18 protein-coding genes are annotated in these 15,072 nt (G+C 73.0%); 10 read left to right on the top strand and 8 right to left on the bottom strand.

The features are described 5' to 3' along the window. Positions 1 to 42 precede the first annotated feature (42 nt). The 6 genes from IH80_RS0119285 (at position 43) to IH80_RS0119305 (ending at position 4,624) form a co-directional block, all read left to right on the top strand. A complete protein-coding gene (locus IH80_RS0119285) occupies positions 43 to 717 on the top strand; it encodes an amino acid ABC transporter permease (RefSeq protein ID WP_030961980.1) in 675 nt (224 codons plus the stop codon). Next, complete coding sequence (locus IH80_RS0119290) at positions 714 to 1,607, top strand: amino acid ABC transporter permease (protein ID WP_037880456.1); 894 nt, start codon at positions 714 to 716, stop codon at positions 1,605 to 1,607. Before IH80_RS0119285 ends, IH80_RS0119290 begins: the two co-directional genes overlap by 4 nt. Before the next feature lie 186 nt (positions 1,608 to 1,793). After that, a complete protein-coding gene (locus IH80_RS0119295) occupies positions 1,794 to 3,368 on the top strand; it encodes an FAD-dependent monooxygenase (protein WP_030961983.1) in 1,575 nt (524 codons plus the stop codon). Between the two features lie 117 nt (positions 3,369 to 3,485). Next, the gene (locus IH80_RS47380; protein ID WP_311318651.1) at positions 3,486 to 3,572 is read left to right on the top strand and encodes a putative leader peptide; all 87 of its coding nucleotides are present in this window, start codon (positions 3,486 to 3,488) and stop codon (positions 3,570 to 3,572) included. Between the two features lie 78 nt (positions 3,573 to 3,650). Continuing rightward, positions 3,651 to 4,190, top strand: coding sequence for a cysteine dioxygenase (locus tag IH80_RS0119300; RefSeq protein WP_030961984.1), 540 nt, complete (start codon positions 3,651 to 3,653; stop codon positions 4,188 to 4,190). Next, complete coding sequence (locus tag IH80_RS0119305; protein ID WP_234432290.1) at positions 4,187 to 4,624, top strand: rhodanese-like domain-containing protein; 438 nt, start codon at positions 4,187 to 4,189, stop codon at positions 4,622 to 4,624. Before IH80_RS0119300 ends, IH80_RS0119305 begins: the two co-directional genes overlap by 4 nt. Before the next feature lie 373 nt (positions 4,625 to 4,997). On the opposite strand, the gene recX is transcribed toward IH80_RS0119305, so the two are convergent. Next, on the bottom strand, positions 4,998 to 5,564 hold the full coding sequence (recX, locus tag IH80_RS0119315) for a recombination regulator RecX (RefSeq protein WP_051809555.1): 567 nt from the start codon (positions 5,562 to 5,564) through the stop codon (positions 4,998 to 5,000). Positions 5,565 to 5,567: 3 nt separating this feature from the next. Next, on the bottom strand, positions 5,568 to 6,689 hold the full coding sequence (recA, locus tag IH80_RS0119320; protein WP_030961989.1) for a recombinase RecA: 1,122 nt from the start codon (positions 6,687 to 6,689) through the stop codon (positions 5,568 to 5,570). A gap of 236 nt (positions 6,690 to 6,925) precedes the next feature. Between recA and IH80_RS0119325 the strand changes: the two genes are divergently transcribed. Beyond that, the gene (locus tag IH80_RS0119325) at positions 6,926 to 7,987 is read left to right on the top strand and encodes a PP2C family protein-serine/threonine phosphatase (RefSeq protein ID WP_037880458.1); all 1,062 of its coding nucleotides are present in this window, start codon (positions 6,926 to 6,928) and stop codon (positions 7,985 to 7,987) included. A 31-nt stretch (positions 7,988 to 8,018) separates the two neighbouring features. Then, complete coding sequence (locus IH80_RS0119330) at positions 8,019 to 9,062, top strand: S66 family peptidase (protein ID WP_030961992.1); 1,044 nt, start codon at positions 8,019 to 8,021, stop codon at positions 9,060 to 9,062. On the opposite strand, the gene IH80_RS0119335 is transcribed toward IH80_RS0119330, so the two are convergent. Further along, positions 9,056 to 9,703 carry a class I SAM-dependent methyltransferase gene (locus IH80_RS0119335; RefSeq protein ID WP_030961993.1) on the bottom strand — a complete coding sequence of 216 codons (648 nt, stop codon included), beginning with the start codon at positions 9,701 to 9,703 and terminating at the stop codon, positions 9,056 to 9,058. The two genes, IH80_RS0119330 and IH80_RS0119335, sit on opposite strands and share 7 nt — an antisense overlap. 119 nt (positions 9,704 to 9,822) lie before the next feature. On the opposite strand from IH80_RS0119335, the gene IH80_RS0119340 reads away from it, so the two are divergent. Beyond that, positions 9,823 to 10,578 carry a Clp protease N-terminal domain-containing protein gene (locus IH80_RS0119340; protein WP_030961994.1) on the top strand — a complete coding sequence of 252 codons (756 nt, stop codon included), beginning with the start codon at positions 9,823 to 9,825 and terminating at the stop codon, positions 10,576 to 10,578. Here IH80_RS0119340 and IH80_RS0119345 read toward each other — a convergent pair. Together IH80_RS0119345 and IH80_RS0119350 are read right to left on the bottom strand one after the other, a co-directional pair. Next, positions 10,532 to 11,620 (bottom strand): AI-2E family transporter, encoded by a 1,089-nt coding sequence (locus IH80_RS0119345; RefSeq protein ID WP_199819281.1) that lies wholly within the window; start codon positions 11,618 to 11,620, stop codon positions 10,532 to 10,534. The two genes, IH80_RS0119340 and IH80_RS0119345, sit on opposite strands and share 47 nt — an antisense overlap. A 282-nt stretch (positions 11,621 to 11,902) precedes the next feature. Next, positions 11,903 to 12,097: a DUF3046 domain-containing protein gene (locus IH80_RS0119350; protein ID WP_030961997.1), complete on the bottom strand. Its 195-nt coding sequence runs from the start codon at positions 12,095 to 12,097 to the stop codon at positions 11,903 to 11,905. An 82-nt stretch (positions 12,098 to 12,179) separates the two neighbouring features. On the opposite strand from IH80_RS0119350, the gene IH80_RS0119355 reads away from it, so the two are divergent. Beyond that, positions 12,180 to 13,163 carry a hypothetical protein gene (locus tag IH80_RS0119355; protein ID WP_051809559.1) on the top strand — a complete coding sequence of 328 codons (984 nt, stop codon included), beginning with the start codon at positions 12,180 to 12,182 and terminating at the stop codon, positions 13,161 to 13,163. Here IH80_RS0119355 and IH80_RS0119360 read toward each other — a convergent pair. The 3 genes from IH80_RS0119360 to IH80_RS0119370 all read right to left on the bottom strand — a co-directional run bounded on the left by IH80_RS0119360 (position 13,132) and on the right by IH80_RS0119370 (position 15,052). Next, a complete protein-coding gene (locus IH80_RS0119360; protein WP_030664986.1) occupies positions 13,132 to 13,440 on the bottom strand; it encodes an AzlD domain-containing protein in 309 nt (102 codons plus the stop codon). The genes IH80_RS0119355 and IH80_RS0119360 overlap by 32 nt on opposite strands. Beyond that, positions 13,437 to 14,144, bottom strand: coding sequence for an AzlC family ABC transporter permease (locus IH80_RS0119365; protein ID WP_051809565.1), 708 nt, complete (start codon positions 14,142 to 14,144; stop codon positions 13,437 to 13,439). Before IH80_RS0119365 ends, IH80_RS0119360 begins: the two co-directional genes overlap by 4 nt. A gap of 74 nt (positions 14,145 to 14,218) precedes the next feature. After that, positions 14,219 to 15,052, bottom strand: a complete 834-nt coding sequence (locus tag IH80_RS0119370; RefSeq protein ID WP_030962001.1) for an AraC family transcriptional regulator — start codon at positions 15,050 to 15,052, stop codon at positions 14,219 to 14,221. Positions 15,053 to 15,072: the final 20 nt, after the last annotated feature.

A 15,072-nucleotide genomic window follows, 5' to 3' on the forward strand; every position in this document is an offset into this window, starting at 1 on the left:
CAGCGCACCTCACCGGCCATCCTGGGGAGAGCGCAGGGCATCGTGTTCGATTTTCTTGATTCCGGGCAGTACGACGTGCTCGGAGCCTTCTGGGTGACGGTTCAGCTCACCCTCTACTCGGCGGTCGGGTCCCTGATCTGGGGCACCGTCCTGGCGGGGATGCGGGTCAGCCCGGTCCCGCTGCTCCGCGGCTTCGGCACCGCGTACGTCAACCTGGTGCGCAACACGCCGCTGACCTTGCTGATCATCGGCTGCTCACTGGGCCTGAGCCAGACCCTCGGCATCAACCTGGGCGGCGAAACGTTCAAGGAGACCGGCTTCCGGCTCGCGGTCCTCGGACTGGTCGCCTACACCGGAACCTTCGTCTGCGAGGCCCTGCGCTCCGGCATCAACACCGTGCCCGTCGGCCAGGCCGAGGCGGCCCGCGCGCTGGGGCTGAGCTTCTTCCAGGTGCTCACCCTGATCGTGCTCCCCCAGGCCTTCCGGGCGGTCGTCGCACCGCTCGCCAACGTACTGATCGCGCTCACCAAGAACACCACGGTGGCGGCGACCATCGGCGTGGCCGAGGCGGCGCTGCTGATGAAGGAAATGCTGGAGAACGAGGCCCAGGCGGTCTTCGCCGTCTTCGCGGTCTTCGCCCTCGGTTTCGTCCTTCTGACCCTGCCCACCGGCCTGCTGCTGGGCTGGGTGGCCAAGCGAGTGGCGGTGAAGCGATGAGCTCCGTGCTGTACGACACCCCGGGCCCCAAGGCCAAGGTGCGCAACTGGATCTACAGCGGGATCTTCGTCGTCCTGTTCGGGCTCGTCCTGTGGTGGGCGCTGTCCCTCATGGGCGAGAAGGGCCAGCTCGACGCCGACAAGTGGACCCCCTTCGTCACCGACGGGCAGATCTGGACCACGTACCTGATCCCCGGCCTGATGGAGACCCTCAAGGCCGGCGCGCTCGCCATGGTGATCGCCCTCCCGCTCGGTGCCGCGCTGGGCATCGGCCGGCTGTCCGACCACGCCTGGGTGCGGGCCGCGGTCGGGGCGTGGGTGGAGTTCTTCCGCGCCATCCCGGTGCTGATGCTGATGCTGTTCAGCAACGCGCTGTACGCACCCCAGCTCATGGACGTCCCCTCCGACACCCGGCCGTTCTGGGCCGTGGTCACGGGCCTGGTCCTCTACAACTCGGCCGTCATCGCCGAGATCGTCCGGGCGGGCGTGCTCTCCCTCCCGAAGGGACAGGCCGAGGCCGCGAAGGCGATCGGCCTGCGCAAGGGCCAGACCATGACCCACGTGCTGCTGCCGCAGGCCGTCACGGCCATGCTGCCGGCCCTGGTCAGCCAGCTCGTCGTGATCCTCAAGGACACCGCGCTCGGCGGCGCCCTGCTCGGCTTCGCGGAACTGCTCTCCATGAACCGGCAGATCGCGGCGAACTACAGCAACACCATCGCGACCATGTTCGTGATCGCCCTGATCTACATCGTGGTGAACTTCGCCCTGACCACTCTGGCCTCCTGGCTGGAGAAGCGGCTGCGGGCATCGAAGAAGAGCACCGGCGCGGTGCTCGGCGCGGAAGAGGTCGACGACCCGGTCCCCGGGGCGAACACCGCGGCCGGAGCCTGACGGCACCCCGGCCGACGACCCCCTGAGGTCTGACGTACGGTCAGTCGTAATGCGCATCCAGTGTGGTGCGGCGGAACTCATCCGCCGCACCACACTGCGTTGCGCCCTCGGGTGTCACTTGACGCAGACACCTCCAATGGGTTGCATACGTTCTGTGATCACATACCGGACATCGGGAGCCGCGCCATGGACCCGGTGATCGTCGTCGGCGCGGGGCCCGTCGGGCTGTCCCTGGCCCTCGCCCTCGCGGGCGCGGGCGTGCCCTCCGTCGTGCTCGACGAGCGGCCCGCCAAGGAGGAGGTCCGGCCCGCCCGTACGGTCGTCCTGCACGCGGACACCGCGGCCATGGCGCACCGGCTGGGCTGTACGACGCTGCGCGACGAGGGGGCGTACTTCGCCGCCTGGCGCACGATGCGGCGCGGCCGTGACGTCCACCGGCTCACCTTCGAGGACCACCCCGCCCCCCTGCACGTCCCGCAGCACGCCCTGGCGCGCGGACTGCGCGCCGCCGCCGTGGCGCACCCCCTCGTCCAGCTGATCTGCGACAGCCGGCTGGACTCCCTGGAACAGGACGACCGCGGCGTCACCGCGCACACCCGGGGCGCCGAGACCACCTGGTGGCGCGGGAGTTACCTGGTCGGCTGCGACGGAGCCCGCTCCACCGTGCGCAAACTGCTCGGCATCCGCTTCCCGGGCCGTACCGCCGTCGAGCGGCACGCCGTGGCGGCGCTGCGCACCGAACTGCCGTGGCCCGGCGAGGCCCTGCTGCAGCGCGGCGGGGCGCAGGAAGTCACCTCCCGGCCGCTGCCCGACGGGGTCTGGCGGCTGGACTGGCTGCTCCCGGCCCGCGGCGATCTGGTCACCCCCGACGCGCTGGTCACCCTGATCCGCGACACCCTCGCCCAGTGGTGCGGCGGTACGACTCCCCCGTACGACCTGCTCGACACCGGCGTGCACACCCTGCACCACCGGCTGGCCCGGCGCTGGCGCGACGGGCGGGCCTTCCTCGCCGGCGACGCCGCGCACCTGCTGGGCGCCCTCGGCACCCAGGGGGTCGAGGAGGGGCTCCGCGACGCCGAGAACCTGGCGTGGAAGCTCTCGCTGGCCTGGCACCAGGGTGCCTCCGAGGCCCTGCTCGACGGCTACGAGGGCGAGCGGCGCACCGCGGTGGCCTCCCGGCTGCGCGCGGCCGACCAGGCGATGCCGGCACTGCGGTCCGGAGGCGGCCTGCGCACCTACCTCCCCGGGGCCTCGCGTTCCGCCGAGTCCCTCCTGACCGACGGCCACCTGGGACGGGGGCCGCTGGGCGCGGAGCCGGCGTACGCCCCGCCGGTCGCCGTGCGCGAGGTGCCGACCGACACGGAACCGGGCGGTCCGGTGGCGAACGTCCCCGTCACGGCGCCCGACGGGGCGACCGTGCCGCTGCGCGACCTGCTGGGTCAGGGCCGGCTGCTGGCGGTCCTGGTGGCCCCGGGCACCGGGGTCTGGGACCGGCGCCACTGGCTGGGTGCCGGGCTGATGCCCCGCCTGGCCGCGGCCGTCAGCGCCCTGCCCGTGCGCACCGATCTGCTGGTCGCGGACAGCTACCCGGGCGCGCCGGCGCACACCGTGCTGCTGGTACGGCCGGACGGCCACCTGGCGGCCACGTTCGCGGGGGTCCGCCCGGCGGAGCTGTACGAGGCGGCGGACGCCGTGCGGGCCGGTGCTCCCGCGTCCCGGGTGCCCACGCCCTCGACGTCGAAGACCGTGGTGGTCGACTGAGCGCGGGGATCGGCCCACGGCCAGGGCCGGCCGACCGCCGGGGCCGAACGACCTCGGTGATCGAACGACCGCGGTGATCGATTGACCGTGTACGGGCCCGCGTGGTTCACTCGCGAAATGACCGGCAACGACGTACGCCTGTGGCGGAGGGTCCATATGGACCTGCTCCGCTACGCGGGCTGCGTGTGTCGCCCTTCCTGCTGATTCGCCCTTCCCTCCGCGCGCCCCGTGCCGTCCACCGGCCTGCGCGCATTTCCGCGAACCCAGGAACGGTCACTTTCCATGTCTGCACCCGCACCCGCGTACACCCCTGAGTCCGTACGGGCCCAGGGCCCCTCGGCCACCGAACTCCTCGACTTCGCCCTCCGTACCGCGGCCGACCCCGGGATCGTGGCGTCGCTGCCGCTCGATCCCGAGGGCCGCACCTGGATCCGCCTCGACGGGCCCGGCGGCAGCGAGGCCTGGCTGATCGGCTGGCCGCCGGGCACCGGCACCGGCTGGCACGACCACGCCGAATCGCTCGGCGCGTTCGCGACCGCCCGCGGCCGGCTCACCGAACGCTCGCTGGCCGTGCGCCTGCCCTCGGAGGGCTGGCGGTCGCTGGAGCTGGCCCCCGGCGTCGACAGCAGCCGCACCCTGGCGGTGGGCGGCGGACGGGCCTTCGGGCGTCACCACGTGCACGAGGTCCTCAACGAGTCTCCGGACGAGCACGCGGTCTCGGTGCACGCGTACTACCCGCCGCTCCCGCTGATCCGCCGCTACAGCCGCAGCGGGCCGGTGCTGCACCTGGAGCAGGTCGAGCGTCCGGCGGACTGGCAGTGAGCGCCCGGCGCGGACCGGTCACCCCGGTCGGCATCGACGAGCTGCTGGAGCGCGTCCGGGCGGGCTACACCCGGGTCGACGCGCAGGAGGCGTACGCGGCCTCGGCGGCCGGGGCGCTCCTGGTGGACATCCGCTACCAGGCCCTGCGGGAGCGGGACGGCCTGATCCCGGGAGCGCTGGTGGTCGAGCGCAACGAGCTGGAGTGGCGCCTGGATCCGACGGGCAGCCACCGCGCCGCCGAAGCCACGGGCCACGACCTCCGGGTGGTGGTGATCTGCAACGAGGGCTACGCGTCCAGCCTCGCCGCGGCCTCGCTGCACGCCCTGGGCCTGCACCGCGCGACCGACCTGACCGGTGGCTTCCAGGCATGGAAGTCGGCGGGCCTCCCCGTCGTCACGGCTACCGAGCCCCCGACGGCGGCGCCGCACCCGTGAGCGCGCCGGGGCCGCACCGCCGTCGCGGTGCGGCCCCGGACCTCACCCCTTCGCCGTGGCGACCTCCACCGGAGCCGCCCGCAGCGCCGCCCGGCCCGGGATCGCGGTGGCCGCCAGGGCCAGCAGCCCGGCCAGGCCCACCACCGCCGCGTACGCGACCGGCAGGACCGCCGAGGGTGCCGCAGGCGGTGATGAGGGCGGTCGCGCACAGCAGTGCGACGAAGGCTCCGAGGAATCCGGCCTTGCGGTGCCTAGCGGTCTGGAGGACGTAGCGCAGCATCATGGCGCCCACTCAGCTGCGAGGCGCTCCTGCGGGCACTGGAGTCGCCTGGCGTCCCGGCCCGGGGGCTGCCCCCACCCCGGGCCCTCGGGCTCACTCCCCCGCGTACCCGAGGTCGTCGGCGACCTCGCCCTCCGCCTCCAGGGCCCGGCGGACCACGCGCAGGGCCATGCCCTCCGGGTACCCCTTGCGGGCGAGCATCCCGGCCAGGCGCCGGATCCGCTTGTCCCGCTCCAGGCCCCGGGTGGAGCGGAGCTTGCGCTCGACGAGCTCGCGGGCGGTCTGCTCCTCCTGGTCGGAGTCCAGCTGTCCCAGGGCCTCCTCCACCAGGGTGGCGTGCACCCCCTTGGTCCGGAGCTCCTGCGCGAGTGCCCGGCGGGCCAGGCCCCTGCCACGGTGGCGGGACTCGACCCAGGCTCCGGCGAACGCCGCGTCGTCGATCAGGCCCACCTCCTCGTACCGGGAGAGGACCTCCTGCGACACCTCGTCGGGGATGCCCCGCTTGTGCAGGGCGTCCGCGAGCTGGCGCCGGGTGCGCGGGCTCCCCGTGAGCAGACGCAGGCAGATCGCCCGCGCCTGCTCCTCGGGGCTCTGGGGCGGCAGCTCCTGGCGGCCCTCACGGCCTCCTCGGCTCCCACCGCCCCCTTCCTGCTCGCGCATGGATCAGCTCTTGGTCACGGCGGCCTTGGCCGTCGTCTTGGCCTTCGACACGGGGGCGGGAACCGCCGCGGCGTCGGCGGGGGCGGCGGCAGCAGCCGCACCGGCCGCGTCGTCGCCGCCACCGTCCTTGCGCGCGCCCACGCCCAGCTTCTCCTTGATCTTCCGCTCGATCTCGTTCGCGAGATCCGGGTTGTCCTTCAGGAAGTTGCGGGCGTTCTCCTTGCCCTGGCCGAGCTGGTCGCCCTCGTACGTGTACCAGGCACCGGCCTTGCGGATGAAGCCGTGCTCCACGCCCATGTCGATCAGGCCGCCCTCGCGGCTGATGCCCTGGCCGTAGAGGATGTCGAACTCGGCCTGCTTGAACGGCGGCGCGACCTTGTTCTTCACGACCTTGCAGCGGGTGCGGTTACCGACCGCCTCCGTGCCGTCCTTCAGGGTCTCGATGCGGCGGATGTCGATGCGCACCGAGGCGTAGAACTTCAGCGCGCGGCCACCGGTCGTGGTCTCCGGCGAGCCGAACATCACGCCGATCTTCTCGCGGAGCTGGTTGATGAAGATCGCGGTGGTCTTGGACTGGTTGAGCGCACCGGTGATCTTCCGGAGCGCCTGGCTCATCAGACGGGCCTGCAGACCCACGTGCGAGTCGCCCATCTCGCCCTCGATCTCGGCGCGCGGCACGAGGGCCGCCACGGAGTCGATGACGATCAGGTCGAGGGCACCGGAGCGGACGAGCATGTCCACGATCTCCAGCGCCTGCTCACCGGTGTCCGGCTGCGACAGGATGAGGTTGTCGGTGTCGACACCGAGGGCCTTCGCGTACTCGGGATCGAGCGCGTGCTCGGCGTCCACGAAGGCGACGGTGCCGCCGGCCTTCTGCGCGTTGGCCACGGCGTGCAGGGTCAGGGTCGTCTTACCGGAGGATTCCGGGCCGTAGATCTCGACGACGCGGCCGCGCGGCAGACCGCCGACGCCCAGGGCGATGTCCAGCGCGGTCGACCCGGTGGAGATGACGTCGATGGGGTCGTTCGGCTTGTCGCCGAGGCGCATGACCGCGCCCTTGCCGAATTGCCGTTCAATCTGTGCGAGAGCGGCGTCGAGAGCCTTCTCGCGGTCGGTGCCTGCCATGGGTTCCACCCGGTTTGCTTGAGTCGATCGCTTCACGCCATTGACGCTAATGCCTGCCACTGACAATGCGCCTCCACGACCGGTTCGGCTGTGGATAACTCATCAGAATGGATGTTCGATTTCCCTGTCAAGCTCGCCACGCCAGAGCGCTATGCCCCGGTTACGTAGATATCCTGTGAAGTGTGATCGAGTCTGGACGGCCACGACTCCGTAGGCGCCCCGGCCCGGGAAGACTCGTGCGGCTGTCGCCGGTCATCCTGACCGTCGTCATCGCCGGCCTGGCATACAACACTCCGCCGGAGATGGCCTTCAGCCGCCTCCTGCCCGCGGCGCCGGCCCTCGCCGCCGCCATGTGGCCGGTGCTCCCCACCGTCCTGCTCGGGACCGTCTGCCTCATCCTGATGATCGGCCTCAGCCTCGTCTTCCCCGACCTGGGGACGTGGTGGACGGCCGCGGGCATCATCGCGGTCACCGTGGCCGCCGCGTACGGGAGCCACGTCAGGCTCCAGCGGGAGCGCACGCTCTTCCAGGTGCGGCTCGTCGCCGACGCGGCGCAGCAGGTGGTCCTGAGCCCCATGCCGCGCCGCCTCGGCAGGATCGAGATCGAATCGCTGTACCTCGCGGCCGCGGCGGAGGCCAGCATCGGCGGGGACTTCTACGAGGTGGCCGACACCCCGCACGGGGTCAGGCTGCTCATCGGTGACGTGCGCGGCAAGGGGCTGCCCGCCGTGGGGGCCGCCGCCGCGATCGTGAACGCCTTCCGGGAGGCCGCCTACGGCGAGACCGACATGGTCGAGGTCGCACGCCGGCTCGACGCCAGCAGCATGCGCTACAACGCCGCCTTTCCCCCGGAGGGGCCGATGGAGCGCTTCGCCACCGCCCTGCTCGTCGAGATCCCGCACGAGGGGAAACGCATCGACATCCTCAACTGCGGACATCCCCCGCCCCTGCTCCTGACCCACGGCAGGCTCCGCACCCTCGAGTCGGCCACCCCGTCGCCGCTGCTCAGCCTCGCGGACCTGATCGGCGACCAGTACAGCATCGACAGCTTCGACTTCGCCCCCGACGACCTGCTGCTCCTCTACACCGACGGGATCGCCGAGGCCCGCGCCCGCGACGGCGAGTTCTTCCCGCTGGCCGCCTGGATGGAGCGGCAGCCCCAGACGCCGCCCCACGAGCTGCTCACGACCCTCCACCGCGACCTCCTCCACTACAGCAGGGGACGCCTCGACGACGACATCGCCGCCCTCGCCGTACGCCTGCGCGCGCCGGCGCCGCAGGTCACGGAATCCCGGTGAGCGGCGATGTCCGGGAACCTACGATCACCTCATGATCGAATTCACGTATCCGCCCAAACCCCGCCCCGGGGACCGGATCGCGGTCCTGTCCCCCTCGTCCGGGCTGCCCGGCCTCTTCCCGCTCCCCCACGAGCTGGGGCTGCGCAGGCTCCGTGAGGACTTCGGACTGGAGCCGGTGGAGTACCCGACGACGCGGAAGATGGGCTCGACGCCCGAGGAGCGGGCCGCGGACGTCCACGCCGCCTTCGCGGACCCCGACATCAAGGCGGTGATCGCCACCATCGGCGGCGACGACCAGATCACCGTCCTCCCCCACCTCGACGGCGACCTCCTGCGCGCCCACCCCAAGCCGTTCATCGGATACAGCGACAACACCAACCTCCTGCTGTTCCTGCGCAACCTGGGCATGGTCTGCTACCACGGCGCCTCAGTGATGGTCGAGCTCGGCCGGCCCGGCGCGATGCACCCGGCCACCGCCGCCTCTCTCCGGGCGGCGCTGTTCACCTCGGGCCCGTACGAGCTCAACCGGTCCGGCGAGTACGGGGACGTCAACCTCCCCTGGGAGGACCCGCGCACCTTCGACGCCGAGCCGCCGATGGAACGCTCCTACGGCTGGACCTGGCACCACGACGACCGGGTGGCCGAAGGGGCCGGCTGGGGCGGCAACCTGGAGATCCTCTCCTGGATGATGGCGGCCGACCGCTCGGTGCTGCCCCCCGACGCCTACGCCGGCGACGTGCTGTTCCTGGAGACCTCCGAGGAGATGCCGCGCGCGGAGGAGGTCTACCGGATCCTGCGGAACATGGGCGAGCGGGGCCTGCTGCGGCAGTTCCCCGCGCTGCTGATGGGCAGGGCGAAGAGCTGGTCGTTCGAGAACCGTTTCGACGCCGGGCAGAAGGAGCGCTACCGCGAGGAGCAGCGCGAGGCCGTCCTGCGCGCGCTGCGGCAGTACGCCCCCGGCACCATGGCGGTCTTCGACGTGGACCTCGGCCACACCGACCCGCAGCTCGTGATCCCCGTGGGCGGGCGGATCCGGGTGGACGGACCGGCCCGGCGGATCACGGTCACCTACTGAGGCGCGGGCCGCCGGGGCCCGGGCGAGAGCGCGACGCCGAGCGAGGCGGCGGCGAAGGGCTTCGGCGCGCGCTCCTGGTAGAAGACGTCGAGCTCCGTGACCGTGAAGCCGGCGGCGGTCAGCAGGCCGACGGTCTCCCGGGTGAGGTGGCACCCCCCGCAGAGCCGCTTGTGCAGCGGTTCGATCCGGCGCTGCCAGCGGCGCACCTGCCGGTCCTCCTCCGGCGCCAGGCCGTGTTCGACGAAGTGCAGGGCGCCGCCGGGCTTCAGGACGCGCCGCACCTCGCGCAGGGCCACCAGGGGGTCCGGGACGGTGCACAGCGTCCACGTGGACAGGGCGGCGTCGAAGGTGCCGTCCTCGAAGGGCAGCGACCGGCCGTCCGAGCCCGCCCGCCGCACCGGCACCGGGGAGGCCCGCACGCGGTCGGCGGCGAGCCCCCACCCCCGGTCGGAGGGCTCGATCGCGGCCACACCCGTGACGCCCGGCGGGTAGAAGGGGACGTTGTGACCGCTGCCGAAGCCGATCTCGACGACCTCCCCGGCCAGGCCGGCGCAGACGCGCCGCCTGAGCGGCCGGGTCGTCCGCGCCCCGCACGCGGCGTCGACGATCCGCGGCACGATCCGTTCGGCGTAGAACCCCATCACAGCCTCCGTGTCCGTGCCTCCAGCTTGACACCGGCCCGCGGCCCCGGGAAACGGCCGCGCCCCGAGTGACAACCTGAGGTTGACACTCGCTCGACTGTCAACCTAGGGTTGCACCTATGACGAACCCTTCGGTGGAATCCGTTCGCATGACCCATCCGGTACGTCTCGACGACCTGATCGAGGCCATCAACAAAGTCCACACCGACCCCCTGGAGCAGCTCAGCGGCGCCGTCGTCGCCGCGGAGGCCCTCGGGGACGTCGCGGACCACCTCATCGGCCACTTCGTCGACCAGGCCCGCCGCTCCGGCGCCTCCTGGACCGACATCGGCCGCAGCATGGGCGTCACCCGCCAGGCGGCCCAGAAGCGCTTCGTGCCCAAGGCCGACAAGGAGGGCTCCGACGCCCTCGACCCCAACGCGGGATTCGGCCGCTTCACCCCCCGCGCCCGCAACGTGGTCGTGACCGCGCAGAACGAGGCCCGCGCCGCCGGCAACGCCGAGATCCGCACCGAGCACCTGGTCCTGGGCCTGGTGGCCGAGGCCGACGGCCTCGCGGGGCTCGTCCTGCGTGCCCAGGAGGTCTCACCCGACGACGTACGGGCCGCCGCGACCGCAGCACTCCCGCCCGCCCAGGAGGAGCTCCCCGCCCTCGTCCCCTTCGACGCCTCGGCGAAGAAGGCCCTGGAGCTGACCTTCCGTGAGGCCCTGCGCCTGGGCCACGACTTCGTCGGCACCGAGCACATCCTGCTCGCGCTCCTGGAGCTGGAGAACGGCGAGGGCGTACTGAGCGGCCTCGGCCTGGACAAGGCCGGCGCAGAGGCGACCGTCAGCGAAGCCTTGGCAGCCGTACTCGGCGGAGAGGACGGGAAGTAGAGGAGTCCGCGTCCCGCGTCAGCTCGTAGCGCTTGACGTAGGCGCCGAGGAAGGCCTGCAGCGTCGCGACGGCCGGGATCGCGATCAGCGCCCCGACCGCGCCCAGCAGGGCGGTGCCCGCGATGACCGATCCGAAGGCCACCGCGGGATGGATGTCGACGGTCTTCGAGGTCAGCTTCGGCTGGAGCACGTAGTTCTCGAACTGCTGGTAGACCACCACGAACCCGAGGACGTACAGCGCGTACCAGGGATCGACGGTGAAGGCGAGCAGGACCGGCAGCGCGCCCGCGAGATAGGTGCCGATGGTGGGGACGAACTGGGAGACCAGCCCGACCCACACGGCGAGCGCGGGCGCGTACGGCACCCCGAGCACCGCCAGCACGATGTAGGTCGCGACACCCGAGATCAGCGCCATCAGTCCGCGCGAGTAGAGGTAGCCGCCGGTCTTGGCCACCGCGATCTCCCAGGCGCGCAGCACCTCCGCCTGTTTCGCGGGCGGCAGCACGGAGCACAGCGCGCGCCGCAGCCGCGGTCCGTCGGCGGCGAAGTAGAAGGAGAACAGCCCGATCGTCAGCAGCTTGAAGAGACCGCCAAGCACGGTGGCGGACACGTCGAGCACGCCGGACGCGCTGTTCTGCACGTATTTGCGCAGCCAGTCGGAGCGCAGCACGCTCTCCTGGATCTCCAGCCGGGACAGATCGGTGCGGAAGGTGGAGTTGATGAAGTTGATCACCGAGTCGAGGTAGCCGGGGAAGCCCTCCACCATGGCGACGATCTGCCCGGCGAGCAGGGAGCCGAGCAGCGCGAGGAATCCCACGGCCACGACGAACACCGCGGTGAACATCAGGAAGGTGGCCAGCCCGCGGCGCATGCCGCCGGCCGCCATCCTGGCGACCGCGGGTTCGATCGCGAGCGCGAGGAAGAACGCGATCAGGATGTTGACGAGCAGCCCGATCAGCTGGTGGAAGGCCCAGCTGCCGAGCTGGAAACAGGCGACGAGACCCAGGACGAGAACCACCGCGCGCGGCAGCCAGCGCGGCATGCGCTCCCCGCCCCAGGCCGCCGGCGGCCCGCCGTGGCCCGCGGGGCCCCTCGGCGAGGCCGGATCGGCGGCCCGGGCCGCCCCCGGGTCCGCAGCGCCCGGGCCGTCGCCCGGAACCGCGCCGGAGGCGACCGGTGCGCCAGGGGTGGCACCCGCATCGGCCGCCCGGGGCGGCGGCAGCGCGCCCTGGGCGGCTGCGGGCTGGTCGGTCGTCTCTTCGGTGGCTCCCACGCCGCCCAGTCTGTCCCACCGGCGGCCCGTGCCGCGAAAGAGCGCCGCCCGTCAGCGCAGCGAGGCCGGTACGTCCATCGCCGAACACACCGCGCGCCACACGTCCTTGGTCTCCCAGCCCGCCTCCAGCGCCTGGTACACGGTCAGGCCGCCCAGCTCCGCCATCACGTGGTCCCGCGCGAAGGAGTCGGCATAGCCGGCCCCGAAGTGCTCGGCCATCCGCTCCCAGAAAATCGTCAACCGCATGCCCCCAGTATCCCGCCCCCGGGAGAGTGCACCGGCGGCGTTCGCCCCGCGCCCCCGCGTCACCGCGCCCTACCTTGCACGCATGCCCGGAGACGAAGCTTCCCCCCAGAGCCAGCACGCCCCGCAGCTCCCGCAGCCCGCCCTCGCCCGCGCCGAGCGGTTCGTCTGGCTCACGGCCCGCGTGCTGGAGCAGCGGCGGTTCGCGTTCCACTTCCTCGGCGGGGACGCGGACCCGGTGGACACCGCCCTCGGTTCGTACCTCAACCCCGACGGCGGCTACGGTCACGGGCTCGACCCGGATCTGCGCGGCCCGCTGAGCCAGCCCCTGCACACCGCGCACGCGCTGCGCGTGCTGGACAGCCTGGGCCGCTGCGCCGGGCAGCGGATCGAGCGGCTCTGCCGGCACCTGACGGGCGTCTCCACCCCGGAAGGCGCGCTCCCGGTCGTCTTCCCGTCCCCGCGCGACTACCCCGCGGCCCCGTACCACCCGGTGCACGACGACCCGCCGGGTGAGCTCCTGACCACCGGCCCGGTCGTCGGCCTGCTGCATCGCAACCGCGTCTGGCACGCCTGGCTCTTCCGGGCCACGGACTTCTGCTGGGACCGGGTCGAGAACCTGCACCGCTCGCATCCGTACGAGGTCCAGAGCGCGGTGGCCTTCCTCGACGGCGTCCCCGACCGGGCCCGCGCGGCGACGGCCGCGGACCGGCTGGGACGGCTGGTGCGCGAGGAGCGGCTCGTGGTCCTCGATCCGCGGCGGCGGACGGATTTCCCGCCGGTGCCGGGCTACGCGCCGGGCGAGCAGCTGTTCCCGCACGACTTCGCGCGGCGGCCCGAGTCGCTGGCCCGCGGCTGGTTCACGGACGAGGAGATGCGCCGCTCGCTGGACTTCCTGGCCGCCGCCCAGCAGCAGGACGGCGGCTGGCCGGTCCGCCGCGAGGCCTGGGCGCCGGGGAGTTCCCTGGAGCGGCGGCCGATCGCGACGCTGGAGGCGCTGCTGACCCTGCGGGCGTACGGCCGCCTGCCGGCGCAGGTCAGCCGCCCAGGGCCCGTACCCCCGCGGTGACGACGACGGCGGCCGCGACCACGACCAGGAACGGCGCCCGCAGCAGCAGCGCGAGCCCGGCCGCGGCCAGCCCGGCGGCACGGGCGTCGACGACGAGCGCGGACCCGGTGCTGAAGGTCTGCTGGGCCGTGAGCGCGGCCAGCAGCGCGACCGGCAGGAGGGCGGCCAGCCGGCGCACCAGGGGCCGCTCCAGGGCCCCGGCCGGGACGAGCAGCCCCGCGTACTTCACGGCGTAGCAGCCGACGACGGTGAGCCCGATGGCGATCCAGACGTTCACGAGCGGCGTCCCTTCATCCACAGCACGACGGGGGCGGCCAGGGCCGCGATCAGCACGGGCACCCCGGCGGGCAGCACCGGCAGGAACCCCAGCCCGAGGACGAGCGCGAGGGCGGCGACCGCCCGCTCGGTGGCCGTCTTCAGCATCGGCGCGAGGAGGGCCAGGAACACGGCGGGTCCGGCGGCGTCCAGCCCCCAGGCCCTGGTGTCCCCGATGGCCTCGGCACCGAGCGCGCCGAGCAGGGTGGTGATGTTCCACAGCGCGTAGAGGGTGAGCCCGGTGACGGTGAACCCCAGCCGGGCCGACTTCCGGTCGGGCTGGGCCAGCGCCACGGCGGTGGTCTCGTCGATCACCCAGTGCGCGGCGAGGGGCCGTACGGCGCGCGGCAGGCGGAGCAGCTGCGACAGGCGCAGCCCGTAGAAGGCGTTGCGGGTGCCGAGGAAGAAGGCCCCGGCGGCCGCGGTGAACGGGTTCCCGCCCGCGGCCAGCGCCCCGACCAGGGCGAACTGCGAGGCCCCGGTGAAGACGAGCAGGCTCAGCACGCAGGCCTGGAAGGTGCTGATGCCGGCCCCGGCCGCGGTCACGCCGAAGGCGAACCCGGACAGGCCGACGGCGACGCCGACCCCGAGCGCGTCCCGTACCACCGCGGCCCGCGGCCGCCCGCCGGACGCCGCTGTCTCTCGTATCTCTGGCTCTGTGACCAGCTGCTTCTCTCCCACACCCCGAAACTACGCGGGCCCCGCCGAGTGGGTCTTGTACGTTCTTGCGCCCCGGCGGACTAACCGGCCCGCTCGCGGCGGTAGGCGCCCGGAGGGACGCCCACGATGCGGGTGAAGTGGCGGTTCAGGTGGGGCTGGTCCGTGAAGCCGACGGCGACCGCCGCCTCGGCCGGCGGGGTGCCCGCGTCGAGCAGCCGGCGCGCCCGCCGGACCCTGGCGTCGGTCAGCCAGGTGTGCGGAGGCATCCCGTACCGCTCCCGGAAGGCCCGCAGCAGGGCGAAGGGGCTCGTGCCCAGCTCCGCCGCGAGCTGCTCCAGGGACGGCGGGTCGGCCAGGCGCTCCTCCAGCACGGCCCGGGCCGCCGCCGCTTCGGCGCCGCCCGTCGCGCGGACCGTACGGGCGGGCAGCGGTGCGGCGTACCGGCTCAGCATCCGGGCGACCACGCCCCGCAGGAGGGTGTCGGCGGCCAGCGCGTTCCCGGCCTCGGCGGCCCGGTGCACCTCGGTGATCGTGCGCGAGGCCTGCGGGTCGGCCACGATGTCGGCGGTGAAGCCGGGGGTACCGCGCAGCAGGCCGACCTCGGCGGCGACCTCGGCGATCAGGCCGGCGGAGGGGTAGAGGGTGGCGTACGCCCAGCCCTCGGGCGCCCCGGCGCGCGCCGTGTGGGGCACCTCGGGGTTGATCAGGACCACGCTGCCCGGTCCGGCGCGCACGACATGGCCGGGCAGGCCGACCTCCTCGACACCGCCGGTGACGGCCGCGATGACGTAGCCGTCGTGCGCGTGGCGCGGGAAGGTGTGGCGTACGTAGTGGGCGCGCAACAGGTCCAGCCCGGGCAGTGCCGGGTACTGCCAGTGCCGGGCCCACTCCCGGCGGCCTTCTTCCGTCCCCATCCCCCCATTCTGCGCCCCGC

Source organism: Streptomyces sp. NRRL S-378 (assembly GCF_000720645.1).
GTDB lineage: Bacteria > Actinomycetota > Actinomycetes > Streptomycetales > Streptomycetaceae > Streptomyces.

What these genes read in the sequence shown, in the direction of transcription:
- IH80_RS47380 (WP_311318651.1), top strand. Translation starts at nt 3,486, where the DNA reads ATGACCGGCAACGACGTACGCCTGTGGCGGAGGGTCCATATGGACCTG.
- IH80_RS0119295 (WP_030961983.1), top strand. Translation starts at nt 1,794, where the DNA reads ATGGACCCGGTGATCGTCGTCGGCGCGGGGCCCGTCGGGCTGTCCCTG.
- IH80_RS0119370 (WP_030962001.1), bottom strand. Translation starts at nt 15,052, where the DNA reads ATGGGGACGGAAGAAGGCCGCCGGGAGTGGGCCCGGCACTGGCAGTAC.
- IH80_RS0119345 (WP_199819281.1), bottom strand. Translation starts at nt 11,620, where the DNA reads ATGCCGCGCTGGCTGCCGCGCGCGGTGGTTCTCGTCCTGGGTCTCGTC.
- IH80_RS0119290 (WP_037880456.1), top strand. Translation starts at nt 714, where the DNA reads ATGAGCTCCGTGCTGTACGACACCCCGGGCCCCAAGGCCAAGGTGCGC.
- recA (WP_030961989.1), bottom strand. Translation starts at nt 6,689, where the DNA reads ATGGCAGGCACCGACCGCGAGAAGGCTCTCGACGCCGCTCTCGCACAG.
- IH80_RS0119355 (WP_051809559.1), top strand. Translation starts at nt 12,180, where the DNA reads ATGCCCGGAGACGAAGCTTCCCCCCAGAGCCAGCACGCCCCGCAGCTC.
- IH80_RS0119350 (WP_030961997.1), bottom strand. Translation starts at nt 12,097, where the DNA reads ATGCGGTTGACGATTTTCTGGGAGCGGATGGCCGAGCACTTCGGGGCC.
- IH80_RS0119300 (WP_030961984.1), top strand. Translation starts at nt 3,651, where the DNA reads ATGTCTGCACCCGCACCCGCGTACACCCCTGAGTCCGTACGGGCCCAG.
- recX (WP_051809555.1), bottom strand. Translation starts at nt 5,564, where the DNA reads ATGCGCGAGCAGGAAGGGGGCGGTGGGAGCCGAGGAGGCCGTGAGGGC.
- IH80_RS0119330 (WP_030961992.1), top strand. Translation starts at nt 8,019, where the DNA reads ATGATCGAATTCACGTATCCGCCCAAACCCCGCCCCGGGGACCGGATC.
- IH80_RS0119340 (WP_030961994.1), top strand. Translation starts at nt 9,823, where the DNA reads ATGACGAACCCTTCGGTGGAATCCGTTCGCATGACCCATCCGGTACGT.
- IH80_RS0119335 (WP_030961993.1), bottom strand. Translation starts at nt 9,703, where the DNA reads ATGGGGTTCTACGCCGAACGGATCGTGCCGCGGATCGTCGACGCCGCG.